The organism is Chryseobacterium sp. CT-SW4 (genome assembly GCF_048572715.1).
Taxonomy (GTDB): domain Bacteria; phylum Bacteroidota; class Bacteroidia; order Flavobacteriales; family Weeksellaceae; genus Chryseobacterium.
Window position 1 is genome coordinate 380,000 of the sequence record NZ_CP183840.1, and the last position, 24,208, is coordinate 404,207.

Here is a 24,208-nt window from a genome sequence, read left to right on the forward strand (position 1 = left end):
AAATGCTAAATGAAACTCCTTTGGTTAAGAAATAAAAAACATCCCGGAGACCAGCTCCGGGATGTTTTTTTATATTTGAATATAAGAATTAAGCTAAGCTTACTCTTACAAATCCTGTAACTTTTAAGTCAGAGTTTACAGATTTTACATAATCAGCAACAGATTGTCCACCGTCTTTGATGAATGCCTGGTGTACCAATGTGTTCTCTTTGTAGAATTTCTGCATTTTTCCTTTTAGGATATTATCGATGATATTAGCAGGCTTTCCTTCTTTAGTAAGGATGTCTCTTTCAATTTCTAATTCTTTATCGATAGTTTCCTGAGATACCTGAGTTTCGTCCAATGCAATTGGGTTCATCGCAGCTACCTGCATAGAAACAGCTTTAGCAGCTTCTTCAGCACCGTCTACTTTAGCAGAAAGGGCAGTGATAGAAGCGATTTTGTTTCCAGCGTGGATGTAAGCTCCTAAGAATGGTCCTTCGATTCTTTCGAAAGCTCCGATTTCGATTTTTTCACCGATTACTCCTGTTTGCTCTACAAGTTTTTCAGCAACAGTAATTCCGTGGAAGTCAGTAGCTAAAAGCTCTTCTTTAGAGGCTGCAGTGATAGCCATTTCAGCTAATTCATAAGCAAGCTCTACGAAAGCTTCATTTTTAGCAACGAAGTCAGTTTCACAGTTTAAAGAAATGATAGCTCCTAACGTGTTGTCTTCATTTACTCTGGCGATAACTGCTCCTTCAGTAGATTCTCTGTCAGCTCTGTTAGCCGCAACTTTTTGTCCTTTTTTTCTAAGGATTTCAATCGCTTTTTCGAAGTCTCCTTCAGCCTCCACTAAAGCTTTCTTGCAGTCCATCATCCCTGCACCTGTTGTGTTTCTCAATTTTGCTACGTCCGCAGCAGCTGGTGTATACATAATATCTGTTATTTTTTTATTAAAATTAAGATTGATTTTTTAGTTTATTTTTAAGCAGTGCAAAGATAATGATTTTAATGATAAACTAAAAAATGACTTTTTGCGTTATTACCTTAAATTAATAATTTTTAAAACTTTTGTTAATGAAAAGAATTTTTCTCTTAGTTTTTCTTTGTTTATTTTCCCTCAGTTTTTCTCAGAAAAAGAAAAAAGCTAAAACTAAGGCAGTTACAGAGAAGGAAACAGTCATTATTTATACGGAAGAAGAGGCTGAAAATACAAAAGAAGCGAGAATCATTGCAGGTTTTTTAAAGCAAAATCCTAATCATGCCAAATCTGATCATTTCAAAAGAAAACTGATGCAGATTATTATGGCGGATAATTCTGAGGAGGCAAAACCTACAATAAAACGTCTGAGTAAAGATAAAGTCGCTAAAATTACCCAAAATAACGAATTGAATAATACTTCTAAAACGATAGCTTCCAATACGGCCACTGAGGAAAGAAAGGTAAGCTATGCGGGAGTGAGCACCAAAAAGAAGTCTGAACCCAGTGAAGAAGCAAAAAGGACTGCATCTGTGCTAACCCATCTCTTCAGTAATGATGTGAGCCTTAAAGAGGCTTATGTAAATATTAAGAACGGCTCCAACTGTAATTTGATTGTGAAAATAAGTGGAAAAAAGTATTACAACTTAAATGTGCCGGCACGTGGAGAGAATTATATTATGATTGATAAAGGGGAATATGTGCTGACTACAATGGTTTGTGGTGCTAAATATTCTTCTCTGAAAAAGATTAATAAGGATATTGAAATTCAGCTCAGCACTTCAGAATAAGCTTAAAATAAAAAATAAAAGAAGGGTAAGAAATTTTCTTACCCTTTTATTTTATCCTTTAAATTGCCCCATGGCAATGAATTTTTCCTGTCTTTGAGTTTCCAGTTCCTGTCCTGTAAACTTGGAAAAAGCTTTTATATTTTGCAATATGGAAGTCTTTAAGTTCAGGAAAGTGGTTTCAGGGTCATAATGAGCACCTCCGAGAGGTTCTTCAATAATCCCGTCAATGAACTTCTCTCTTAGAGCATCCTTAGGCGTAAGGTTTAATGCATTGGCAGCATCTTCCTTGTGATCCCAGTTTCTCCATAAGATAGATGAGCAGCTTTCAGGAGCGATTACGGTATACCAGGTGTTTTCCAACATATATACTTTGTTCCCTACCCCGATTCCTAAGGCACCGCCACTGGCTCCTTCACCAATGATATAGGTGAATATAGGGGTTTTAAGCTGTACCATTTCGAAAATATTCCGGGCAATAGCCTCACCTTGTCCTCTTTCTTCAGCTTCAAGCCCGGGATAAGCCCCCGGTGTATCCACTAAAGTAATTACAGGGATATGAAATTTTTCGGCCAGTTTCATCAGCCTTAATGCTTTTCTATATCCTTCAGGATTTGGCATTCCAAATCTTCTGTATTGTCTTTCTTTTGTAGTTCTTCCTTTTTGGGTTCCGATGATCATTATTTTCTGACCGTCAAGAGTGGCTAAACCACCCACCATAGCAGGATCATCTGCAAAATTTCTGTCTCCGTGAAGCTCTAAAAAGCTTCCTTTGTCTACCATCCCTCTAATATAGTCTAAAGCATAGGGACGGTCTGGATGACGGGAGAGCTGTACTCTTTGCCAAGGGGTAAGATTACCGTAGATTTCTTTTTTCTTTTCCAGGATCTTATCCTCAATCTGGCTACATGCTAATTTTACATCAACACCGCTTTCTTCTCCTACCAAGGAACAAGTCTGGTATTGATCCATTAGTTCTTTTATAGGAAGTTCGAAACTTAAATATTCCATTCTTGAAGTAAATTAAATCTTTCAAATTTATGAAAAATAATGAAATTCTATTGAAAATTATTTACAGCATGGCTTATTCTTGCTATACTTTCTTCTTTTCCCAGGATTTCCAGAATGTCCGGAACGTCCGGTCCTTTCAGTTCTCCCACTAAGGATAACCGGAGTGGCATCATCACTTTTCCCATTCCCAGTCCTTTATTTTCGGCAAAATCATGAATGGTGTTTTTCAATGTTTCCACATGAAAATCAACAGCTTCCAGCTGGGTGGATAAGTCTTTCAGTATTCCTGAAGTTTCTTCGTTCCAGGCTTTCTTGGATGCTTTTTCGTCATAGGAGGAAGGTGCTTCAAAGAAAAACTTTCCGTTTTCATAGATATCTTTAGGGAAGGTGGCTCTTTCCTTCATCAAATGAATGATTCTTAATAATTTTTCATCAGCTATGTTTAAATGTAAATCTGAGCTTTTCAGAATATTTAAAAGCTCTTCATCTGATTTCATCTGTATATACTGGTGATTGAACCATTCCGCTTTTTCTTTACTGAATCTGGCTCCGGCTTTGTGCACTTTATGAAGATCAAATTCTTTAATCATCTCGTCCATCGATAGAATTTCCTTATCATCAGCCGGGGACCATCCTAATAATGCAACCATATTTATGAAGGCATCCGGAAGATATCCGTTTTCCCTGTAACCCTGCGAGATATTTCCGGTTTCAGGATCCTTAAAGTTCAGCGGAAATACAGGAAACCCGAATTTATCTCCATCTCTTTTGCTCAGTTTTCCTTTTCCTTCCGGCTTCAGAATTAAAGAGAGATGAGCAAACTGAGGAGCTTCCCAACCCATAGCTTCATATAATAAAGTATGCAGTCCTAAAGAGGGTAGCCATTCTTCACCACGGATGACATGGGTGATTTCCATTTCGTGGTCGTCTACAATATTGGCAAAATGATAAGTGGGCATTCCGTCGTTTTTTACCAGAACCTTATCATCTAACGTATTGGTATTCACGGAGAATTTTCCACGGATGATATCTTCCAGATTCAGGGTTCTGTCCAACGGCATTTTGAACCTTACCACATAAGGTTTTTTTTCATCCAGAAGTTTCTGAACTTCTTCTTCGGAGAGGGAAATGCTGTTTTTCAGGCGGTTCCTGGTTTTGTTATCATAGGAGAAAACTTCACCTCTTGCTTCATATTCGGCACGGATGGCATCCAGTTCTTCCGGTGTATCAAAAGCCAGGTAAGCATAATCCGTCTGTAAGATCTTCTCAGTATATTTATCGTAGATATCTCTTCTCTCCGATTGTCTGTAGGGAGCAAACTTTCCTCCTTTTTTCGGGCTTTCATCAGGAATGATCCCGCACCATTCCAAAGCTTCTTCGATATATTCTTCGGCACCTTCTACGTATCTTGCCGTATCGGTATCTTCAATTCTTAATACAAAATCACCTCCCTGGTTTTTCGCAAAGAGATAATCAAATAATGCGGTTCTTACACCTCCTAAATGTAAAGGTCCTGTCGGACTTGGAGCAAAACGTACTCTTACTTTCGCCATTTATAAAAAATTTTGGTGCAAATTTACTTAATAATTTATTTTTTAATGAGTTTTTATAATTTGATTTTTAGGGTTTATTTCTATTTTTGTATAAACCAATAAAGAAAACTAAAGTATGCTAGAAATAGGAGAAAGACCTTGGGGAAAATATTTTGTATTAGCAGACGAGCCTAATTACAAATTAAAAAGAATCGAAGTAAATCCGGGTCAGAAATTATCGTATCAATACCACCATAAGAGACAGGAACAGTGGACAATCATCGAGGGTGACGCTACTATCGTTCTGGATGATAAGGAAATCAAATTAGCATACGGTGAGAGTATTTTCATTCCCTTAGGAGCTAAACATCGCATGATGAATCTGTCTGATAAGCCGGTTGTTTTTATTGAGGTACAGACGGGAACTTACTTTGGAGAAGATGATATCGTAAGGATTGAAGATGAGTACGATAGAAAATAATTACTTATTAAAGAAGGGAATGTCCCCATCTTGATCACTTTGGATCATCCGCTAAAATAGTATAATGAATGATATTTCCCTTTTAATAGGACTGAAAAATAATCTGGAATATTCCAAAAGTTGCTATGAAGCCATAAGAAAGAATTATCCTGATACGGAAATAGTTTTTGTAAGCTATGGAAGTTCGGATGGTACCCATGCATGGCTTGAATCGTTAAATGATGAACATGTTGTTTTCTTTTATGATCCGGAAGTAAAAACCCTTTCGGATACTTATAACAAGGCATTAGAAATTGCTACTAAAAATTATGTATGTTTTTTACATAATGATATGGTAATCGGTAAAAATTTTCTGTCCGAACTGGAAAAAGTGCTTCCTGAAAATAATTTGGTGTATTACAAGGTTATTGAACCTCCTGTTTTTGCGGCTGATAAAAGACTGTGGAAGGAAATACAGGATTTTGGGACAGATTTCGAAACCTTTAAATTCGATGATTTTTTTGATTTTGAAAAAAGACAGACTCCAATAAAGGGAGAGTACACAAACGATGTAAGCTTTTTTCTGGCTGCCAAAAAAGAAGTTTTAACCCGCATAAATGGCTTGGATCCTCTTTTTAATCCTATGTTCTGTGAAGATGATGATCTTATAATAAGGTTAAGAATGTCAGGGGAGGAAACCTTTGTTTGCCCTACTGCCATAGTTTACCATTTTGTGAGTAAAACTTCACGGTTCTCTGAAGAATATGCCAGCAAAACCCAAAAGATAGAAGAAAGCTCTTTACGGAATTTCACCAGAAAATGGGGTTTTAACAATCAGTCCAAAGTAAAGAAGAAATTGAAGTACGGATTACTGCTGGATCATCCTAATCATAAGGCTGTAAAAACTCTGGAAATTTATGTGGATCATATCTATTCGGATTTTGACCCGACTCCATATATTTTAGAAGAACAGCCCACTACTCTGGTGGATCTTAAAGAAAAGTTTAGACATAGACATGCTGAATTTCAGGATGATGTCATGCTGAGATTTGACGGCAGGAAGCTGTCAGATAAAAACTTATATGTTTTTAAGAATCTTGCTGATATAATAGAAGAAAAAAAATATTCGGGAAGAAATCTTCTTCAAAAGCTCTTTATGAAGCCCAATCAGTTTAGTGCCGGTAATTTGAAGATTGAAATCTTAAAGGATAAATCTTACGAACTCCAATTAATACAAAGAAAATAATGTTCAACTTTTTAAGACCTGTTACTATTACCTATGGAATTACCGTGTGCAACGAGCATAGGGAATTAAAGAAGCTTTTAGAAGTCCTTCTTCCTCTGATTGATAAAAATGACGAAGTGCTTGTTTTAAGGGATGTGACCAATCCCGATCAACAGGTAGGAGAAGTATTGGAAGAATATAAGTCTCAGATAAAGATCATAGAAGCTAAACTCAATGGAGATTTTGCCACTTTTAAAAATAATCTGATCCATCATGCCCGGTCAAAATATTTATTTCAGATAGATGCTGATGAATATCCGGAGGAAGATCTAATTAAAAACCTTAAGCCTTATTTAAGAAAAGAAAAGAGTGTGGAATGCTTTTTTGTACCCCGGATCAATATTGTTGAAGGGATTACGGATGCATATATTCAGCAGATGAACTGGAATGTAAATGAAAAAGGATATATTAATTTCCCCGATTATCAGGCCAGGATTATCAAGAATAATAAAAAAATATTCTGGAAAAATAAGGTGCACGAAGTTTTATACGGCAATAAAAACTTTACGGAAATGCCCCGGGATTATAAATGGAGCCTAGTCCATATCAAGAATTTCGAAAAGCAAAAGAAGCAGAATGATTTTTATGATACCCTCACTTAGTCTTCCCAAAAATATTTTCTGTTCTTTCCGCTCAATTTATTTTGCAGGTTTTTAAATTTAATCTTCCACTGAACGGGTTTAAGACTTCTTATTTTATCTAATTTTTCATTCAGAAGCTTGATCTCAAACTTGAGAAGAGACTCTTCATTGGAGGTTTGCTGAGACAGATTGGGTAAAATTTCATTATTAATAAGCTCAAGACGCTGCTTTATCTTTTCACCCATAGCTTTCGGCGAAAGGATATTCTTCACATCATTCTGTCCCTTTTGAGCTATTAATGAAGCCAGTTCCCGGTTGGAGAATACCAGTTCCATTTGCTGGGAAGCATGTTCTACATCTGCATCTGCCCATACATCTTTCTCTGTACTGAAATAATACTCATTTCCGGTTTTGATCAGGTTATATTTTACCAAAAAAGAATTGTTGATATTCATAAACTCCGTATTAGCTGAATAAGAGGTCGCTATTACAGGTTTACCCAAATACATAGCTTCTGCCATGGTAAGTCCGAAACCTTCTGAACGGTGAAGGGAAACAAAACAGTCACAGCAGTTCATCAGGCTGTATAAGCGGTCACGATCAAGGATTTCTTCAATGATAATAATACTTTTATTATCACCAATTCTCTCCATAAGTAGTTTTTTCTCATTTGGAAATTCCTTGCTGATGGAGGTCTTGATCAGAAGAAGTACATCCGGATTATTTTTGCCGAAGGTTTTTTCATAGGCCTCAATAGTGGCTATGGGATTTTTTCGGCTTATAGAACTGTAATAATCAAACATGGTCATGAAGATGAACTTATCTTCAGGCAAATTAAATTCTTTCCTGGAGTAGGAAGGCGTTTCCAGTTCTATAGAATGCATTATTTTGATGACAGGTACGGGAGATACTTTTGAAATAGCCTCCGTGCAAAAGTTACTGGGAACCCATATTTCGTTGAACAGGCTGAAGAATACCTTTGATTCTTCGGGAAAGTTTTCCAGTTCCCAGGCCCAGAACGCGATATTATATTTATTTTGAAAGTAAGACTTATCCGTTTCCTGCATCACGGAATGGAGCCTGTCTATATTAATTTGAACAAGATTAATATTATAGGGGTTTTCCTCCGAAACAGCCAGTGCATTTTGGGTTTCATCCATTACATGCTTGGAGAGGGTGATATTAAAATCATTAATGACATAAGGAATATCCGTCGTTTTAATCGCTCTGATGTTGGAACGTACACCTTCACCCAGGCCAAATTGTTTATTGATATATCCGGATATGTTAACCCCAAAATTAGTAGTATTTGCCATAAATGATTTAAAAATATAATAACTTAAATAGCTGATATGCTACAGGCCGTGTTTTCTTAAGATTATTTTTTAAATATATTTCATAATCTTCAATTGACTTGAGCATTTCTGCAAAGGTAAGATTGTTATGATAGTCCTGTATAGAAAGAATCTTCTTTTTTTTCTTCTTTAAAATTAAAAATCTTCTTTTTAATAATCTGAGGGAGTCATTGGAATTATATGGATTGAATCTTTGTATTAATTGAGAATCCGTGTTTTTCCTGTCATCTAAAAAAACACTTCCTACTTGTTGTAGCTCATGTATACGATAAAAAGCTGTTTTTTCACTGGTAAAATAAAAACTGTTTTTACGGGAAGAAACTAATGCAATCCATTCATCGTGATGATAATGCTGCTCAGGGAATGGATGGATTTCGCTTACCATTGATCTTCGGATGGCCATATGGGCTCCGGTTGCGATATTTCCTATTAAATTGAATATCTCGAAATAATTATAGGAAATGTTTTTATTTTTAAAAAAGTCAAAAATATTCCAAATGGTATTCTTTTCAATTTTTTCATCATCATCATCAATAAGGTAAGCCGATGAAGAAATCACATGAATGTCAGTATTATCTTTAAAAATATTTAAAAAGGTTTCCACTTTGAAAGGCAGCCAGATATCATCCTGATCCGAGAGAAAAATAATGTCATGGGTACACAGTGAAATGGCTTTTTCAAAATTCTTGACACTTTTCAGAGTCGTATCGTTACTGTATATTTTGAAAAGATCAGGGAATTTTTTCTGATAATCCAGGAGGATCGCCGGAGTTCCATCCGTAGAATGATCATCACATATGATAATTTCATCTACAGGAACGGTTTGGGCTAGAATGGAATCAAGCTGCTTTCTTAAAAAACGCTCTCCATTATAAGTACATAGGGCTACAGAAGTTTTCATTATCCTTATATATCAAACACTTTATCTACCCAATTTTCTATAGTATATTTATAATAAATCTCCTCAGGAATTTTCTCATACGGAGTTTCAAAGAAAGATTGATCCAGATCGCTGCATGTATGGTTGACAACAGCGATATTTTTAGGATTATAAAAGTCGTAATTTTTAATACTTTCATTATCCGTAACAATTTTCTTTTCCAGGGCCATGGCTTCAAAAACACGGAAACTCAGCCCGTATTGCCCTTCTCTCATTAAGTCCAGCAAAGCTTTTGATCCTTTATAATAATTGGGCAGTTCCTCATGGCTTACCTTTTTCATTCTGAAGATCAAAAATAAATTTTCCGGCAGATTAATGAAAACATTTTTCAGCTTATGTTTCCAGGTTTTTTTTCCGATGACCATAATCTGAAATTTGAGGTTCAGATCCATTAATTTTTTTACCATCAACTTAATGAATGACAGCCTTTTATTATCATATGAGGTAATATAAAAAAGATCCATTTCCGGTTTCTGAAGAGCAGCCGGAGTATAAGGAAGGTAAATATAATTGGTTAGTTTTTCAAAACTATGTTTTTCTATATCCACTTTGTCAAAAGAAAACACTTTATCAAAAACATGGAGCTTATCTTCTACCGGGACTCTTTCCAGACTGTCATAAAGATAGGTAATAAGTCTGTCTGTGTATTTTTTTATATTATTTAAGGTGGACAGATCAAAAGTATCAGGATTCAAAACCAATATCTGATCCTGAGGGCCCAGTTTCTTGAGAGAATCCAAAACATACTTTTGTCTTTTCTCTTTTTTCAGATTTTTCTTTAAAAAAGTTTTACTGAGAGCGTTAACGGCCCTTTCGTTGAAATTGGAGTGAGATATTTTACTGATCCGGATATGATGGGCATCAATTCCTTTACGGCATAATGCCTCCACAATATGTTTGTCGTAGTCCCAAAAATCATAGCTAATTACACAAATTTTCATTTATTATCTCTCTCTCGTTTTAAAGATTCATAGGTCTCAAAGACGCTTAAGGACTGTAAATAGCAAAGTTGATACCCTTCTTTACCATCGAGGATACCCAATCGTAGGATATAAGCCTGGAAAAATCTGAAGCCAGTTTTAATATATTGTGTTAAGAGATTGAAATTCTTACCTTTAGCTGCGAGTTCCTTTCCTTTTAAAGTTCCATAATGAATCATCTTTTCTTTATAGGTCTTATAATCTGAAACGGAGAAATGCAGAAGTTTATTTTTTAAGACTCCAATTGTTCCATTGACATGCAGGGTTTCATGAACTTTTTTTTCAGCGACATATCTTGCCTTTGACTTTCTGAATAATCTGAAATTCTTATCGGATTGGGTACCCGAAAAACGGATAGGCTTTCCTGCAAAAAAGAATTTTCTGTAAAAATAATAAGCGTCTTTCTTATCAGCTTTTCCAAGTTCATCAATAATCTCTTTTCGGAGCTGAGGAGTGATTCTTTCATCGCCATCCAGAAAAAGCACCCAGTCATTTTGGGCATTGTCCAGGGCCAGATTCCTTTGCTGGGTGAAATCTTCGAATCTATTCTGAATGATTTTTACTTTTGGGTGCATTTGAGCAATTTTCAGTGTATTATCCGTACTGTATGAGTCTACAATGATAATCTCATCACAAAAATCAAAGCATTTGAGAACGTCCTGTATGTTTTTTTCTTCATTATATGTTATGATAAGTCCACTAATATTCATCACAACTGTTCATAGATTTGGAGGATTAAAGCTATTAAAATATATTTTTAAAATAATTTTAATTTTCCAAAGATAAGTTTTAATTTGAATTTTAACAGGGTATCATTCCCTTTTATGTCTATCCTTTGCAACTCGTACATATTTTGGGTCGGAAAGTAATTTATTTTATTTCCGATCCTCACCGCAAATAGTATTCCGTTATCCCTGAGTTTTGAGAAAACTTTTTCTTTTTCATCTTTTCTTTTGGGGTATTTTCCATAGGGATAGGCCAATACCTTAGAAAATTCTATATCATGACTTTTTAAAATGTCCATATTGGCCTGTACGTCTTTCTCTATAAAATCAGGAGTAAGATTTTTAAAATTCTCATGAGAATGACTATGAAGAGCAATCTCAAAAAAGTTTTTGTCCAGACTGCCGATGTCCTCAAAGCTCATCATTTCATAATCTTTATAACCTTCCTGAATAAATCGGGTAGGAATAAAGATAGTGGCTTTCAGATTATACTTTTTCAGCAAGGCAGGAAGATAATCATGGTTATTTTTATAACCGTCATCAAATGTAATGATAATGCTTTTCGGCTGTGAATTATTTACTTCACTGAAAAATTTAGAATGGTATTTTCTCCTGCTTAAATATTCAAATTGCTTTTCCAGGTTGTGAAGGCTTACTGTGAGATCATCATTGCTGAATTCTTCTACCTGATGATACATCAGAATAGTAAGCCTGTTTGCCGGAAATAAAAAAAGATACAGACGAAAATAGACGGTAATAAAAATGATCAGTACAATAGAAATAGAGTAGAAGATCATAATATTTTGCCGTATTTTTTTTCTATTTCGATGAGCCTTACTTTTTCGTACAGTTTTATATATTTAAGAAAGGTATAATAAGCCATTGTTTTTGCAATATAAAATCCGGGAAATCCGTCGAGAAACCCTCTTTTAAAAAAGAAAACTTTTACAAATTCAAATACAGGTCCCGCAATGATTTTAAAGCGGTTGATTTTTTTGCCTTTATCAAACATCTTTTCCGCCATCATATCGGAGTATTTGTTAACCTTCACGATATGATGGTGAATGCTCTTATAAGTATAATGGTCGAGTTTACCATTTAAAATACCTGTCTTTTCCTCTGTAATAAGATATTCATGCACTTTATCGTCAGAATAATGTGCAATATCCCGTTTAAATAATCTCTCACGGTATACATCACCCCATCCTCCATGTTTTATAAGATGAATGCCGAGATGGTTGTTAAACAGGGCTTTATATACTTTAAACTGAGGGTTTTCCGAGGAAACGACCTTATCTATGGAATTTAGTAATTCCATATCAGGCACCTCATCGGCATCTAAAAAGAGAACCCAATCCTGGGTGCAGAGGCTTAATGCATAATTTTTTTGTTCACCGTAACCCTTAAATTTCTTTTCAAAAAATTTAACTTGTGGGTATTGCTGAGCACATATTTCTTTGGTTCGGTCCGTAGAAAAGCTGTCAACAATTATAATTTCATCAACTGTGTTTTTGAGTGCGTCCAATAGTCTTACAATATTTTCTTCTTCATTGTAAGTTATGACGGCGAGGGAAAGTGTCATTTGTGTTTTAAAATTCCAAAATCGTTTTTTCTATTATTTGTATACAATCTGATAATTGCTCTTCGGTAATTACTAACGGCGGTGCCAATCTGATGATATTTCCATGAGTAGGTTTCGCCAGTAATCCGTTTTCTTTCAGTTTTAAACAAAGATTCCATGCCGTGGAGCTTTCTGGAGTATCATTGATTAAAATAGCATTCAATAAACCTTTACCTCTTACTTTGGTAATAAGGCTGGTCTTTTCTATGATTTTTTCTATTCCGGCTCTGAAAAGGTTACCTAATTCTTCTGCCCTGTCGGATAATTTTTCTTCGGATACAACATCTAAAGCTGCCATGGCTACGGCACAGGCAAGAGGGTTTCCTCCAAATGTAGAACCGTGCTGTCCGGGCTTAATAACATTCATGATGCTGTTGTCAGCCAGTACGGCGGAAACAGGATACATACCTCCGGATAAAGCTTTTCCTAGGATAAGAATATCGGGCTGCACATTTTCATGATGGCACGCAATAAGCTTTCCTGTTCTTGCAATTCCGGTTTGTACCTCATCGGCAATGAATAGTACATTATGCTTTTTACATAGTTCAGAAGACTTTTTTAAATATCCTTCATCCGGAACATATACACCGGCTTCACCCTGAATAGGTTCTACCAAAAATGCAGCAATGTTCTGAGCTTCTTTTTCCAGCACTTCTTCCAGTGCATTAAGATCGTTGTAAGGGATTTTAATAAATCCAGGGGTGAAAGGACCATAATTATTGTTTGCATCCGGATCATTGGAAAAAGAAACAATAGTAGTCGTTCTTCCGTGGAAGTTATTTTCACAAACAATGATTTTAGCTGCATTTTCATGGATGCCTTTTACTTCATAGCTCCATTTCCTGGCCAGCTTCACTGCCGTTTCTACCGCCTCAGCCCCGGAGTTCATCGGTAAAACTTTATCAAAACCGAAAAGGGAAGTGATCTTTTGTTCATATTCTCCCAGTTTGGAATTGTAGAATGCTCTGGAAGTCAGGGCTAATTTCTGAGCCTGCTCCGTCAGTGCACCGACAATTTTAGGGTGAGAGTGTCCCTGGTTAACAGCAGAGTATGCCGAAAGAAAATCATAATATCTTTTTCCTTCCACATCCCAGACAAAAACACCTTCTCCACGATCCAGCACTACAGGAAGCGGATGATAGTTGTGAGCGCCATGCTTGTCTTCAAGATCAATATAATATTGTGAATTTTTTGTTGTTTCTGCTGTTGACATATATTTTGTTTTTTGCAAAGTTAATAATTTCACACGATAAGGTCTAAAAATGAAAATACCTCAGAAAATCATTTAGTTTCTGAGGTATTTTTTAATAAGTGTTATTTAAATAACAAATTATTGAAACATATTATTTTATTTCAAACGAAACCTGTTTTACTTCAGCCGAATTTCCTCCAATCATTGCTTTAAAGGTTCCTGACTCTACAATAAAATTACCTGAATTGTCATAAAAACCTAATTCTTTATCCGTTAAGCTGAATTGAATGGCTTTTGATTCTCCCGGCTTCAGCTCTACCAGCTCAAATCCTTTCAGTTCTTTAACAGGTCTTGCCACCGAAGCAAATTCATCGTGAATGTAAAGTTGAGCGACCTCCTTTCCTGCATATTTACCCGTATTTTTAATAGTAACGCTTACCACAGGTTTTTCTCCTTTCTGGAATTGGTTTTTATTGATTACAGGCTGGGAATATTCAAATGTGGTATAGCTCAATCCATATCCAAAAGGATAAAGCGGCGTTTTTTCCGAATCCGAATAATGGGTCCAGAATACATTGTTGTCCTTGTCAAAAGGTCTTCCCGTATTCATATGATTATAGTAAATAGGAACCTGTCCTACATTTCGCGGGAATGTCATCGGTAGTTTTCCGCTTGGATTATAATCTCCGTAAAGCACTTGTGCCACCGCATTACCAGCCTGGATTCCCAATTGCCACGCTTCTACAATAGCCGGAATGTTTTCGTCCGCCCAGTTAATCGTTAAAGGTCTGCCGTTATTTAAAACCAAAACAATATTAGGATTGATTTTATAAATCTCTTTCATAAATTCTTCCTGTAAACCAGGTAAGTTAAGGTCTGTTCTGCTTCTGGCTTCTCCTGAACCGAAACCATGCTCACCCAAAACCATTACGATAACATCTGCATTTTTAGCCGCTTTCTTAGCTTCTTCAAACCCTGATCTGTCTGTGGTATTGTATTGTACTTCCGTTAAAAAGGTAGGTTCCTCAGTAGTGGTGTTAATACCCTTTACGTATTGTAAATCACTTTCTTTATATTGCTTCATTCCTTCCAGGACGGAAACTGCTGTGTTATTATCGGATGCGATTCTCCAGCTTCCCAACGGTGAGTTTTTGCTTTCCGCCAAAGAACCTAATAATAAAATCTTCTGTCCGGATTTTTTTAATGGAAGGAGATTTTTTTCATTTTTTAAAAGAACAATGGATTTTTTAGCCATATCGAGAACGGCCTCATGATTGGCTTTGCTTCCTATGACTTCTTTTTCCCTTTTTTCATCCAGGAAACGATACGGGTCATCAAATAAGCCGAGTTCAAATTTCACTCTTAAAATCCGGCGGCATGCCTCATCGATATAAGATTCATTGACCTTTCCCTGCTTTACGAGTTCGGCAAGATAAGGAACATAGATTCCGCTTTCCATATCCATATCTGTTCCGGCTTCCACAGCAGCTTTTGCCGCAGCGTTTTCATCTTTTGAATAACCCCAGGGGATCATTTCACGGATGGAAGCCCAGTCGGAAATTACAAATCCTGAGAATGCCCACTTTTGTTTTAAAATATCTCTCAGTATATGTTTATCCGCAGTTGCAGGAACTCCATTGATGGTGTTAAAGGAATTCATGACACTCCGTATGCCCGCATCTACAGCTTCTTTAAAAGGAGGGAGTACCTGGTTGTATAAAGTGTTGGTTCCTATTTCTGCGGAATTGTATTCCAGACCACCTTCAATAAAGCCATAGGCGGCAAAATGTTTGGCGGTGGCTGCAATTCTTAACGGTGAACTGAAAGAATTATCTCCCTGAAAGCCTTTTACTCTTGCTGCTGCAATCTTTCCTCCTAAAAACGGGTCTTCACCAGCTCCTTCCATCAGGCGTCCCCATCTTGCATCCCTGGAGATGTCCATCATGGGCCCGAATGTCCAGTTGATACCGGAAGCAGCCGCCTCAGAAGCCGCTACTTCTGCGGATTTTTCAATCGCTTTTAAATCCCAGCTTGCCGCTTCGGCCAAAGGAATGGGACTCAGGGTTTTATATCCATGGATCACATCGAAGCCTATAATTAAAGGAATGCCCAGGCGCGTTTGTTCCACTGCTATTTTCTGTACTGCCCTTACTTCCTTCACCCCGCGTACGGTAAGCATGGAACCTACCAGTCCCTTTTTTATATTTTCATATTTCTGCTCAGCACTTCCTCCTACGGGAGTAGGTCCGGTAACGTCCCAGAATCCATTGTACTGATTCATTTGTCCGACTTTTTCGTCTATTGTCATTTTGGACATGAGGACATCAATTTTCTTTTCTATTTCCGGATTGAGCTTTTGTTGAGCATTCACCTGGGTTACTGTTAACATATTCATCGCTGATATAAATAGTATACGTTTGAAATTCATTATTAACTTACTTTAAAATTATATTCTTATCTTTTTGAAGGCTGTGAGATTTTATTGCTCAGTTTCCGTAGTGAAACTTGAAGCCGGAAGTTCTGACTGATTAAAAAGATCGGGAATAGCGGTATTGCTCCAGGCATACCTCACATAGGCGGGTGCAGGAACTGCTTTAGATTCCACGATAATATCTTTTCCTTTAATAGTGGCCTTTGCTTTTGAGAATTTTCCGTCACTGCCGGCAATTTCAAATAATTGGGATTCTTTATTCTTAAAATGAAGTCCTTCCGCATATTTAAAATGCAGGGTAGCTTTATTTCCTTTAAAATCCACAGACGTGAACTGAGGACTTTCCACCAGCCCGTTATTGATGTGGTAGACATTTTTTAAAATTAAATTGGCCATTCTGATGCCTACCGGTTTTTTATTTTTGGGATGGATATCATTGACTACGTCCAGATCCGATGTAATAACCAGCCCGGAATTAGGGACGGTTTCCGAGGCTATTCTCTGTTCATTTTTAATCTTCACGTTAGAGTCTCCCTGTTCGGCATAAGGTGCGATTTGAATGATGTAGAACGGAAATTCATATCCTCTCTCACTTCTCCAGGCGGAGATCATGGAGGATAACAGGGTGGAATATCCATCCGGGTTCCCTGTATTTGTTTCTCCCTGGTACCAGAAAGCTCCTTTTATTTTGTATGAATTGATAGGGGAGATCATGGCGTAATATGCTCCCGAAAGCTGGGACGGATAATATTCGGAAGGAGAAAGTTTTTTATAATTTTCAAACAGCGAAGGATTTTCCTTGAAGACGTATCCGGGTGTCCAGAGCTCAGCCGGAGTTCCTCCCCAGGCAGAACATATAATTCCTACGGGAACACCTTTCAATTCCTGCTGAAGTTTTTCGGCAAAGAAATATCCGATGGCACTGAAGTTTTTCATAGTTTCCGGGGTGCAGTTCTGCCATGCTCCGAAAAGGTTATTCTGCGGAAAGGCTGCGGAGAGTTTTGGAACTGAAAAAAAACGGATATTCGGATGATGGGCTTTCGCAATTTCAGCTTCTCCGTCTTTAATGCCCCATGCTGCACTCATTTCCATATTGGATTGTCCGGATACCAGCCATACTTCACCCAGCATTACATTTTTTAAAGAGACTTCGTTATATCCTTTTAGGCTTATGGTGTAGGGACCACCTTCTTTACCGGTAGGAATTATAATCCTGAAGGTAGCGTCATTGCCTGTAATGACTTTATATTCTTTGTCCAGAAAATCTGCTTTAAGGGTGATTTCTTCTCTAGGCGTTGCATTTCCCCAGATTACTACTTCGGAATTGCGCTGTAAGACCATATTATCGGTAAAGATCGCCGGTAGATGTAGGTTAGCCCATATCAGAGATGACATAAGAATGCTTAATAGAGTGTAGATCTTCATAGTTGAATGTTAAGTAGTTTTTTAAAGAAAGGATATAATTCATCAGCCATTTTCTGGTCATCTTTGATGCTTGGATGATGGCCGCAGCCGGTGGGCTTCATCTCTTTGAATTCGAAAACTTCAATGGGAAGATGTTTCTTGTCATTTTTAAACCGGTCTTTTATGGACTGAAGACATTCCATAAATACCATATTCTTCGGTCCTGAAACCATCGGGCTGTTGAGCAGGACGATTCGTGTTTCCGGATATTTTTTATAAATATTCTGAATGAAAGCCACATAATTTTCAATGAATTGGGCTTTATCGAAAGGCAGCCGTGTTTTTTTGCCATCACCATCCGAAAGATCATTAGTTCCCAGGCAGATGCTGACCAGGTCCGGCTGATAGTCATTTCCGAATTTTTCCGGTTGGGAAGTTCTTAGATACAGGTGATCATACACATCCGGAAGGATGCTTTCTTCCTGTCTTTCCGAATTCCAGTTTCTGTACATTCCGTATCCTGACACGGAGCTCAGAAGAAAATCTGTTCCCATCATCCGGGATAGAACGGGTCCATACGCAAAATAAGCATTGTGCTGGTCAAACCATTGTCCCTGGCCACATGGAAGTCCCGATTCATCATTTCCAAAGCCACAGGTAATGGAGTCTCCTATAAATTCTATTTTCTTTTTTGAAGAGGGCTTTGCAATAACAGCATTGATTCCGCTGCCGTCAAATTCCACTTCACCCATCGCTGCTTCGGTAGCTTTATATAATTTCAGGGTATGAATGGTTTTTGACAGATCAGTTGCTTCGTAGGTGAATTTTTTGAACTGATTATGGTCTACTTTAAAGCGTCCGAGGTATTTTCCGTCCAGCTCAACGGATACATAGTTATAATAGCCCTGATAAGGAATGTTTTTAAGACTAAAGCTAACGGAATTTCCTTTGAACTGGAATTCTACCGAAGATCCCGGACCTATGAGCTTTCCTTTGTCGAAAGATGACTGTAATACTCTTCCGTTCCATATATATTTCTCGAGATAATTTCCCCGCTGATCGAACTGACGGAGATATTCACGGGTTTTAATTCCGGATTCGTTCAGGTCTGAGGTTTTCCAATTTCCATCGGAAGAAGCTGTTTTCAGGAGCATGGAGCATGTTTCTTTTTTATCCGAAACGGACCATGTGATCCAGCTCAGCTTTCTTTTATTCATCCACTCAAAATAGCGGAACCATTCTTCATCATCGATCTTGCCGTCACCGGTAGCTTCCATTCCTGCGGACTCTGATATGAAAACAGGAATTCCTGCCTGAAGTGCAGCATCCACTCTTTCTCTCAGTTCACTTTTATGGGTGGCGGCATAAAAATGCATGGTATACATGATATTTTTAAAACCTTTTATAGGATTTTTCTGAACAAGATCAATCCTTTGGTCCCATTCCGGATTGCCGACCAGAATAATATTGTCTGGGTCATTTTTGCGGATAACACGGATGATTTCTTCAGCGTATTTCTTTACTTCTTCCCAGGACTGTTTTTCAGGCTCATTGAAAATCTCATAAATGACATTGGGTGATTTTCCGTATTTCCGGGAGATTTTATCAAAAAAATCTTTAGCTTCCTGAGTCCGGATATTGTGGCTGTGCCAGTCGATGATCACATAGATGCCTTCTTTGATAGCAGCATCTACCACGGTTTCTATGCTTTTAAGATTATGTTGAGGTTCTTCAAGATAGGCTCCGGCGGGCTCTACTCCCATCGCGGCTCTTACTACATTTACATTCCAGTCTTTCTTTAGCCATTGCACCGCTCCGGCCGTATAAAACCTCGAATGCCAGTTGCTCCATCCGAAGCTGGTTCCTACCAGACGAACGGGCCGGCCTTTCTGATCCGAAAGCTGGGTTCCGGCTACCTGAAGATTTCCCATGTCCTTTACGGCGGTCTGAGCCTTGATGGCGGATAGCCAGCAGATAAAGAAAACGAATATGAATTTTGAAATTTTCATTATAAATCTTTTAAATAAATGAAATAAAATTGAAAATACTAAAAGTATAACTAAGTTATTATATTATTTATATAATTTTAATTTTGATGCTTCTTTTTCAAATAATGTTTTTTTATTCTGATAAAATTTAATGAAATCTTTCTCAGAAGGGTGCCCTTTGAAAGGAAGATAATATTCCACTTCATTATTCCCGGGTTTAAAACCGGCATTTCTCCAGAATAAAACATAAGAAAATGTATGCTTATCGAGTATGGGTAATAGAATATGGGAGAACCATCGGTGATCCGGGATCTGATTGTATCCGATTTCACCAATAGCCGGAATTTTTGAATGTTGGTCTGCTGCTTTATTCATTGCAGTGAGCAGTACGTCCAGCTGTCGGGCAAACTTTTCTCCCTGGTCCGCATTTCCTCTTTGGTAAGCATCAAAAGATAACATATCTGCGTATTGATCTCCGGGATATCTTGCTAAAAATTCTTCCGGTGTAGAAAATTCAGTGCTGGTGTTGTAGCTCATAATGAGATTGTGAAGTCCTTTTTGAATTCTAAGGTAATCAGCTGAAAACCTGAATAATTCTTTGTATTCTTCATCGGAAGCGGATTTTGCTCCCCACCAGAACCAGCCTCCGGTATGTTCATGGAAAGGTCTCCAGATCACCGGGATTTCTTCTCCGTTGTTTCCTTTCAGATCGGAAAGAAAAGCGGCTATTTTATCCAGATATCCTACAAAAACACTGTGATGTTCACCGCCGGGTAAAATATTTTTTATAGAGGTGTTGGACGCATCCCAGGCATTCTTTCCGGTAATAGGATTGTTAGCATGCCAGCTTATGGTGATAATTCCCCCTCGTTCATATCCTTCCCGGATGTATTGTTTCATTTTATCAAAAGGAACTCCGTCCAGGTTTGCCGGTTTTCCAAGTTCCAGGTCACCGAGTTCCCATCCGTATACTGCGGGATAATCCTTTACTATATCTTTTACATCGCTTCTTCCTTCCTGGTATTTCCAGTAAACGCCGTAGGCAAGATCATCCTGATGCCCGATGAAATATCCTTTTTTCTGAGCTTTTGCAAGATTTTCGTAGAGCTTAACGGTTGCTGCTGTTGCTTTGTCGTCCGACAGTTTGTACTGTGCCTGGGCCATCCAGGAAAGGGAGAGTGAAACAACGGTTAAAAGGGTTTTATAAAAAGAAAAATTCATTGCTATCGGTTTTCTGTCTGAATATAGAGAAACTATTTTGTTTTGACCAATCTTAACATAAGGATGTCTCTGGAAGGTACTTTAGCCGTTAAAACTTTTGAGGTGGTTCCTATATTTTTTCCTGTCCACAGATCGATGAGTTTGTAATTTTGCTTTTGGGTATCAAATACTTTTTTAGATACCTCTTCATCGGTGAAGCTATTGGCTTTCCAGTCAAAAGTGAAATCTTTCGAAGCTTTATCCCGGTTTAAAAATGCTACTGCCCAGTCGCCATTTTCCAGCGGTTTGAAGAAGATTTCAAATTCACCTTCATCTTTATATTTAAGCGCCTGAACGCCCAGTTTATCCTGATTAATGGCGATTACTTCTTTATTGGTTAAAACTTTTTTGGTTTCCTCATTCATGGTTTTCAGGTCGTTTCCGGCAATGAGAGGCGCTGCCAGCATGGCCCACATAGAGAAATGCGCTCTGTCTTCATTGGGCGTTAAAGCTCCGTTTCCCACTTCAAGCATATCGGGATCATTCCAATGCCCGGGGCCTGCATACTTTCTTAATCCTTCCTGCTTGTCGAGGATTTGCATCGTCCCGAATGCTTTCCAGGTTCCATGATCTTTAATACAGTCAAAGCAATTATAAATATCTCCTGTCGTTCTCCAGAGATGTCCTACATTCTTGCCCCATTCCCATGGCTGGTTGCCTCCCCACTCACAAATGCTGAGTACGATAGGGCGACCGGCTTTTTTCAGGGCTGCTGTAAATGTTTTATAGGCGCCTTCAGCTTTTAAGCCTTCTGTGTTGCACCAGTCATATTTTACGTAGTCGATTTCCCATTGTGCATAGGTCAATGCATCCTGAAATTCGTAGCCGCGGCTTCCTGGTCTTCCCCCGCAGGTCATGGAACCGGCATCTGAGTAGATCCCTATTTTCAGTCCTTTGGAATGAATGTAGTCGGCAAGTGCTTTCATTCCGGAGGGAAAACGTTTAGGATCAGGGTGAATAAATCCTTTTTCATCACGGTCTCCATGCCAGCAGTCATCAATGTTAATATAAGTATAGCCGGCATCTTTCATTCCCGAAGAAACCATAGCATCTGCCATTTCTTTGATGAGATTTTCGTCTACATTGCATGCAAATTTATTCCACGAATTCCATCCCATTGGAGGTGTCATGGCCAATCTCTGGTATTTGGTATAGTCCTGTGCATAATTGTTGCCTTGAGAAAAGGCTGTGAAACTCATGGAGAGTAATATAGCGGAAATTAATTTTTTCATGGTAAATAATTTAAGAGTGGTGTAATCTTTTTAAAACTTCAAGACATGCCCTGCCGTTATGATAGGGGCATTTCCAGAAGCCGGCCTTATCTTTCGGGATAATTTGATTGTCCCGGTTAATTCCCCAGAACCATTCTCCTTTGTTGTGGTCGATGATATGCTGTTGGGTAAATTCAAAGTTCTTTTTGAAATAGTCCAGATATTTTTCATCGTTGGTGAGCTCGTAGGCATTCACAAATCCTATCCAGAATTCTGCCTGTGGCCACCAGTGTTTTTCAGTGATCAGCTGATTTTTTTCAGGATCAAACTCGTACCATAATCCGCCATCGGAATCCAGTCCTTCAAGGGTTGAGTCAGCCATTTTAACCGCGTACTTCCTGTATAGGTCAATAAGTTTTTTATCCTGAGATACTTCAGCGCACCATTGTAATAGCCAGGCTGCTTCTATATCGTGTCCATAAGAGATCACATCTTCTTTTTCTTTCCAGTTTTCATCAAAGAACAACTTCAAATGCCATGTCTCTTTATCAATAAAATGCTGGTCTATGGTAGTAAGAATATTGATGATATCCTGTTTGAGGTCTTCGTTATCCCATACGAGATAAAGATTGGCAAAAGCTTCTACAATATGAAGGTGCGTATTCATGGTCTTTTTTTCATTGGCATCTTTATCACTCAGGCGCATATCTGAAATTTCTTCCCAGTCCCGGGTGTAAGCTTCAAAATATCCCTGCCTTTCCTGGTCATAAGAATGATTCTGAATGCTGTGATAAAGTATAATGGCTAAATCTAAGGCTTCCTTATTTTTCGAAACTTTGTAAAACTCACTTAGTCCGTAGATCGCAAAGGCCAATGCGTAGATTTGGTTTTTAGTATCTTTTGGGCTTCCGTCCGGATGGATGCTCCAGTAAAGTCCTTTTTGCTTAGAATTATAAAATTGATTTTTAATTTCATTAAAAGCTCTTTCCGCTGTCTTTAGATGTCCGGGATTTTGGGTAAAAGCATAAGCGGCGGAAAAAGTCCAGAGAATCCTGGCATACATTACGGATCCTTTTTCTGCATTATAATTTTTATTTTCCCGATAGTCGATTTCGCCTATGAAACCTCCGTTCTTTTCATCGATCGTGTTTGTTTCCCAATAATCGAGTATATGATGAAGTTCTTTTTCAATTTCTTGTAACAGGGCAGTTGGAAGCATAGGAATGAGAATTTAAAGGTGTTGCCAATATTGAAATACTACCGGCAACACCAGATAAAACTATATAAAATTATTTTAAAGAATTGTTGTTGTCTACAATATCTATGATCGTTTGTACAGATTCATAGGATGTTAATTTATCTTCAGGGGTATTCATGCAATAATCCACCAGCTGGTTGACAGAAGAAACAGCCACATGCATTCTTGTATCGGAAGAGGCGTAATAAATAAAGACTTTTCCGTCTTCATCCGCGATCCATCCGTTGGAGAACAATACATTGGAGACGTCTCCCACGCGCTCTATCCCTTCGGGTGCCATAAAGTAACCGGCAGGTTTATGAATAACCTTTCCGAGATCATTCAAATCCGTCATGAACATATACATTACATAGCGGAGTCCTGCGGCGGTATTCCTTACTCCATGAGCGAGATGGAGCCATCCTTTATCTGTTTTTATGGGGGCAGGGCCCAGTCCGTTTTTCAGTTCATATACTGTGTGATAGACCTTTCCGTAAATGATATGCTCGTCTTCAACGACAGGGTTAGTCATGTCAGTAACATATCCCAGTCCGATTCCGCCACCGCTTCCTACATCAATGAATCCATCCTGAGGTCTTGTATAAAGGACGTATTTACCGTCTACAAACTCCGGATGCAGTACTACATTACGTTGTTGTCCGGTATTGGAAATAAGATCCGGGAGTCTTTCCCAGCTAACTAAATCTTTAGTTCGTACAATTCCGGCGTTGGCAATAGCCATAGAAGTGTCTCCCTTAGGTGCATTCGGGTCTTTTCTTTCCGTGCAGAAAATACCGTAGATATATCCGTCTTCATGTTGAATGAGTCTCATATCATATACGTTTGTGTCCGGATTTCCTTCGATCTGAGGAATTATCACAGGCTTTTCCCAAAATGTAAAATGGTCAACCCCGTTAGGAGATTCCGCAATAGCAAAGAACGATTTTCTGTCATTGCCTTCTACGCGGACTGCCATCACATATTTATTATTCCATTTCATGGCGCCGGCATTAAATCCGGCATTAATTCCGAATCTTTCCATAAAGAAAGGGTTCCTTTTATCGCTCATGTCATACCGCCATTCCAGTGGAGTATGGGCTGCTGTGATAACGGGGTTTTTATATCGTGTGAAAATGCCGTTTCCTGCTTCCTCTACGGGAGAATTTACTTTTGAAATTAAATTCTCAAACTCTTCTTTTACAGCATTAAAGCGGGTATTGAATAATTCGCTCATCTTGTTTTAATTATA

21 protein-coding genes are annotated in these 24,208 nt (G+C 38.0%); 4 read left to right on the top strand and 17 right to left on the bottom strand.

The genetic code is table 11. From position 1 onward, the window contains the following. Positions 1 to 88: 88 nt before the first annotated feature. Positions 89 to 913, bottom strand: a complete 825-nt coding sequence (gene tsf / locus ABJ974_RS01680) for a translation elongation factor Ts (RefSeq protein ID WP_419869662.1) — start codon at positions 911 to 913, stop codon at positions 89 to 91. Positions 914 to 1,056: 143 nt separating this feature from the next. On the opposite strand from tsf, the gene ABJ974_RS01685 reads away from it, so the two are divergent. After that, on the top strand, positions 1,057 to 1,749 hold the full coding sequence (locus tag ABJ974_RS01685; RefSeq protein ID WP_419869663.1) for a DUF6759 domain-containing protein: 693 nt from the start codon (positions 1,057 to 1,059) through the stop codon (positions 1,747 to 1,749). A 51-nt stretch (positions 1,750 to 1,800) separates the two neighbouring features. On the opposite strand, the gene ABJ974_RS01690 is transcribed toward ABJ974_RS01685, so the two are convergent. Together ABJ974_RS01690 and gltX are read right to left on the bottom strand one after the other, a co-directional pair. After that, complete coding sequence (locus ABJ974_RS01690) at positions 1,801 to 2,757, bottom strand: acetyl-CoA carboxylase carboxyltransferase subunit alpha (protein ID WP_419869664.1); 957 nt, start codon at positions 2,755 to 2,757, stop codon at positions 1,801 to 1,803. Positions 2,758 to 2,804: 47 nt separating this feature from the next. Further along, positions 2,805 to 4,310 (bottom strand): glutamate--tRNA ligase, encoded by a 1,506-nt coding sequence (gene gltX, locus ABJ974_RS01695; protein WP_419869665.1) that lies wholly within the window; start codon positions 4,308 to 4,310, stop codon positions 2,805 to 2,807. A 115-nt stretch (positions 4,311 to 4,425) separates the two neighbouring features. Here gltX and ABJ974_RS01700 point away from each other — a divergent pair, with 115 nt between their 5' ends. From ABJ974_RS01700 to ABJ974_RS01710, 3 genes are all read left to right on the top strand, one after another. After that, entirely contained in the window at positions 4,426 to 4,770 is a 345-nt protein-coding gene (locus ABJ974_RS01700; RefSeq protein WP_419869666.1) for a phosphomannose isomerase type II C-terminal cupin domain, read from the top strand. A 64-nt stretch (positions 4,771 to 4,834) separates the two neighbouring features. Beyond that, a complete protein-coding gene (locus ABJ974_RS01705; protein WP_419869667.1) occupies positions 4,835 to 5,995 on the top strand; it encodes a glycosyltransferase family 2 protein in 1,161 nt (386 codons plus the stop codon). Further along, positions 5,995 to 6,636, top strand: coding sequence for a glycosyltransferase (locus ABJ974_RS01710; RefSeq protein ID WP_419869668.1), 642 nt, complete (start codon positions 5,995 to 5,997; stop codon positions 6,634 to 6,636). Before ABJ974_RS01705 ends, ABJ974_RS01710 begins: the two co-directional genes overlap by 1 nt. Here the strand turns inward: ABJ974_RS01710 and ABJ974_RS01715 are convergent. The 14 genes from ABJ974_RS01715 to ABJ974_RS01780 form a co-directional block, all read right to left on the bottom strand. Beyond that, positions 6,633 to 7,931 (bottom strand): glycosyltransferase, encoded by a 1,299-nt coding sequence (locus ABJ974_RS01715; RefSeq protein ID WP_419869669.1) that lies wholly within the window; start codon positions 7,929 to 7,931, stop codon positions 6,633 to 6,635. The genes ABJ974_RS01710 and ABJ974_RS01715 overlap by 4 nt on opposite strands. Before the next feature lie 7 nt (positions 7,932 to 7,938). Then, positions 7,939 to 8,871, bottom strand: a complete 933-nt coding sequence (locus ABJ974_RS01720) for a glycosyltransferase family 2 protein (protein ID WP_419869670.1) — start codon at positions 8,869 to 8,871, stop codon at positions 7,939 to 7,941. A gap of 5 nt (positions 8,872 to 8,876) precedes the next feature. After that, a complete protein-coding gene (locus ABJ974_RS01725; RefSeq protein ID WP_419869671.1) occupies positions 8,877 to 9,851 on the bottom strand; it encodes a glycosyltransferase family protein in 975 nt (324 codons plus the stop codon). Next, positions 9,848 to 10,600 carry a glycosyltransferase family 2 protein gene (locus ABJ974_RS01730; protein ID WP_419870939.1) on the bottom strand — a complete coding sequence of 251 codons (753 nt, stop codon included), beginning with the start codon at positions 10,598 to 10,600 and terminating at the stop codon, positions 9,848 to 9,850. Before ABJ974_RS01730 ends, ABJ974_RS01725 begins: the two co-directional genes overlap by 4 nt. Positions 10,601 to 10,647: 47 nt before the next feature. Continuing rightward, entirely contained in the window at positions 10,648 to 11,412 is a 765-nt protein-coding gene (locus ABJ974_RS01735) for a polysaccharide deacetylase family protein (RefSeq protein ID WP_419869672.1), read from the bottom strand. Next, entirely contained in the window at positions 11,409 to 12,197 is a 789-nt protein-coding gene (locus ABJ974_RS01740; RefSeq protein WP_419869673.1) for a glycosyltransferase family 2 protein, read from the bottom strand. The genes ABJ974_RS01735 and ABJ974_RS01740 overlap by 4 nt, the downstream gene beginning before the upstream one ends. 7 nt (positions 12,198 to 12,204) lie before the next feature. After that, positions 12,205 to 13,449, bottom strand: coding sequence for an ornithine--oxo-acid transaminase (rocD, locus tag ABJ974_RS01745; RefSeq protein ID WP_419869674.1), 1,245 nt, complete (start codon positions 13,447 to 13,449; stop codon positions 12,205 to 12,207). Positions 13,450 to 13,579: 130 nt separating this feature from the next. After that, positions 13,580 to 15,856 carry a beta-glucosidase BglX gene (gene bglX, locus ABJ974_RS01750; RefSeq protein ID WP_419869675.1) on the bottom strand — a complete coding sequence of 759 codons (2,277 nt, stop codon included), beginning with the start codon at positions 15,854 to 15,856 and terminating at the stop codon, positions 13,580 to 13,582. A 51-nt stretch (positions 15,857 to 15,907) separates the two neighbouring features. After that, the gene (locus tag ABJ974_RS01755) at positions 15,908 to 17,284 is read right to left on the bottom strand and encodes a sialate O-acetylesterase (RefSeq protein WP_419869676.1); all 1,377 of its coding nucleotides are present in this window, start codon (positions 17,282 to 17,284) and stop codon (positions 15,908 to 15,910) included. Beyond that, on the bottom strand, positions 17,281 to 19,272 hold the full coding sequence (locus tag ABJ974_RS01760) for a cellulase family glycosylhydrolase (protein ID WP_419869677.1): 1,992 nt from the start codon (positions 19,270 to 19,272) through the stop codon (positions 17,281 to 17,283). The genes ABJ974_RS01755 and ABJ974_RS01760 overlap by 4 nt, the downstream gene beginning before the upstream one ends. A 63-nt stretch (positions 19,273 to 19,335) precedes the next feature. Next, positions 19,336 to 20,472: a glycoside hydrolase family 26 protein gene (locus tag ABJ974_RS01765; RefSeq protein ID WP_419869678.1), complete on the bottom strand. Its 1,137-nt coding sequence runs from the start codon at positions 20,470 to 20,472 to the stop codon at positions 19,336 to 19,338. Between the two features lie 32 nt (positions 20,473 to 20,504). Then, positions 20,505 to 21,743, bottom strand: a complete 1,239-nt coding sequence (locus tag ABJ974_RS01770) for a glycoside hydrolase family 27 protein (RefSeq protein ID WP_419869679.1) — start codon at positions 21,741 to 21,743, stop codon at positions 20,505 to 20,507. A 10-nt stretch (positions 21,744 to 21,753) separates the two neighbouring features. Beyond that, the gene (locus ABJ974_RS01775) at positions 21,754 to 22,941 is read right to left on the bottom strand and encodes an AGE family epimerase/isomerase (RefSeq protein WP_419869680.1); all 1,188 of its coding nucleotides are present in this window, start codon (positions 22,939 to 22,941) and stop codon (positions 21,754 to 21,756) included. 70 nt (positions 22,942 to 23,011) lie between these two features. After that, a complete protein-coding gene (locus ABJ974_RS01780) occupies positions 23,012 to 24,193 on the bottom strand; it encodes a glycoside hydrolase family 130 protein (RefSeq protein WP_419869681.1) in 1,182 nt (393 codons plus the stop codon). Positions 24,194 to 24,208 lie beyond the last annotated feature (15 nt).

Excerpts from the sequence above, each read along its gene's own strand:
- tsf (WP_419869662.1), bottom strand. The coding sequence starts at position 913 with ATGTATACACCAGCTGCTGCGGACGTAGCAAAATTGAGAAACACAACA.
- ABJ974_RS01685 (WP_419869663.1), top strand. The coding sequence starts at position 1,057 with ATGAAAAGAATTTTTCTCTTAGTTTTTCTTTGTTTATTTTCCCTCAGT.
- ABJ974_RS01690 (WP_419869664.1), bottom strand. The coding sequence starts at position 2,757 with ATGGAATATTTAAGTTTCGAACTTCCTATAAAAGAACTAATGGATCAA.
- gltX (WP_419869665.1), bottom strand. The coding sequence starts at position 4,310 with ATGGCGAAAGTAAGAGTACGTTTTGCTCCAAGTCCGACAGGACCTTTA.
- ABJ974_RS01700 (WP_419869666.1), top strand. The coding sequence starts at position 4,426 with ATGCTAGAAATAGGAGAAAGACCTTGGGGAAAATATTTTGTATTAGCA.
- ABJ974_RS01705 (WP_419869667.1), top strand. The coding sequence starts at position 4,835 with ATGAATGATATTTCCCTTTTAATAGGACTGAAAAATAATCTGGAATAT.
- ABJ974_RS01710 (WP_419869668.1), top strand. The coding sequence starts at position 5,995 with ATGTTCAACTTTTTAAGACCTGTTACTATTACCTATGGAATTACCGTG.
- ABJ974_RS01715 (WP_419869669.1), bottom strand. The coding sequence starts at position 7,931 with ATGGCAAATACTACTAATTTTGGGGTTAACATATCCGGATATATCAAT.
- ABJ974_RS01720 (WP_419869670.1), bottom strand. The coding sequence starts at position 8,871 with ATGAAAACTTCTGTAGCCCTATGTACTTATAATGGAGAGCGTTTTTTA.
- ABJ974_RS01725 (WP_419869671.1), bottom strand. The coding sequence starts at position 9,851 with ATGAAAATTTGTGTAATTAGCTATGATTTTTGGGACTACGACAAACAT.
- ABJ974_RS01730 (WP_419870939.1), bottom strand. The coding sequence starts at position 10,600 with ATGAATATTAGTGGACTTATCATAACATATAATGAAGAAAAAAACATA.
- ABJ974_RS01735 (WP_419869672.1), bottom strand. The coding sequence starts at position 11,412 with ATGATCTTCTACTCTATTTCTATTGTACTGATCATTTTTATTACCGTC.
- ABJ974_RS01740 (WP_419869673.1), bottom strand. The coding sequence starts at position 12,197 with ATGACACTTTCCCTCGCCGTCATAACTTACAATGAAGAAGAAAATATT.
- rocD (WP_419869674.1), bottom strand. The coding sequence starts at position 13,449 with ATGTCAACAGCAGAAACAACAAAAAATTCACAATATTATATTGATCTT.
- bglX (WP_419869675.1), bottom strand. The coding sequence starts at position 15,856 with ATGAATTTCAAACGTATACTATTTATATCAGCGATGAATATGTTAACA.
- ABJ974_RS01755 (WP_419869676.1), bottom strand. The coding sequence starts at position 17,284 with ATGAAGATCTACACTCTATTAAGCATTCTTATGTCATCTCTGATATGG.
- ABJ974_RS01760 (WP_419869677.1), bottom strand. The coding sequence starts at position 19,272 with ATGAAAATTTCAAAATTCATATTCGTTTTCTTTATCTGCTGGCTATCC.
- ABJ974_RS01765 (WP_419869678.1), bottom strand. The coding sequence starts at position 20,472 with ATGAATTTTTCTTTTTATAAAACCCTTTTAACCGTTGTTTCACTCTCC.
- ABJ974_RS01770 (WP_419869679.1), bottom strand. The coding sequence starts at position 21,743 with ATGAAAAAATTAATTTCCGCTATATTACTCTCCATGAGTTTCACAGCC.
- ABJ974_RS01775 (WP_419869680.1), bottom strand. The coding sequence starts at position 22,941 with ATGCTTCCAACTGCCCTGTTACAAGAAATTGAAAAAGAACTTCATCAT.
- ABJ974_RS01780 (WP_419869681.1), bottom strand. The coding sequence starts at position 24,193 with ATGAGCGAATTATTCAATACCCGCTTTAATGCTGTAAAAGAAGAGTTT.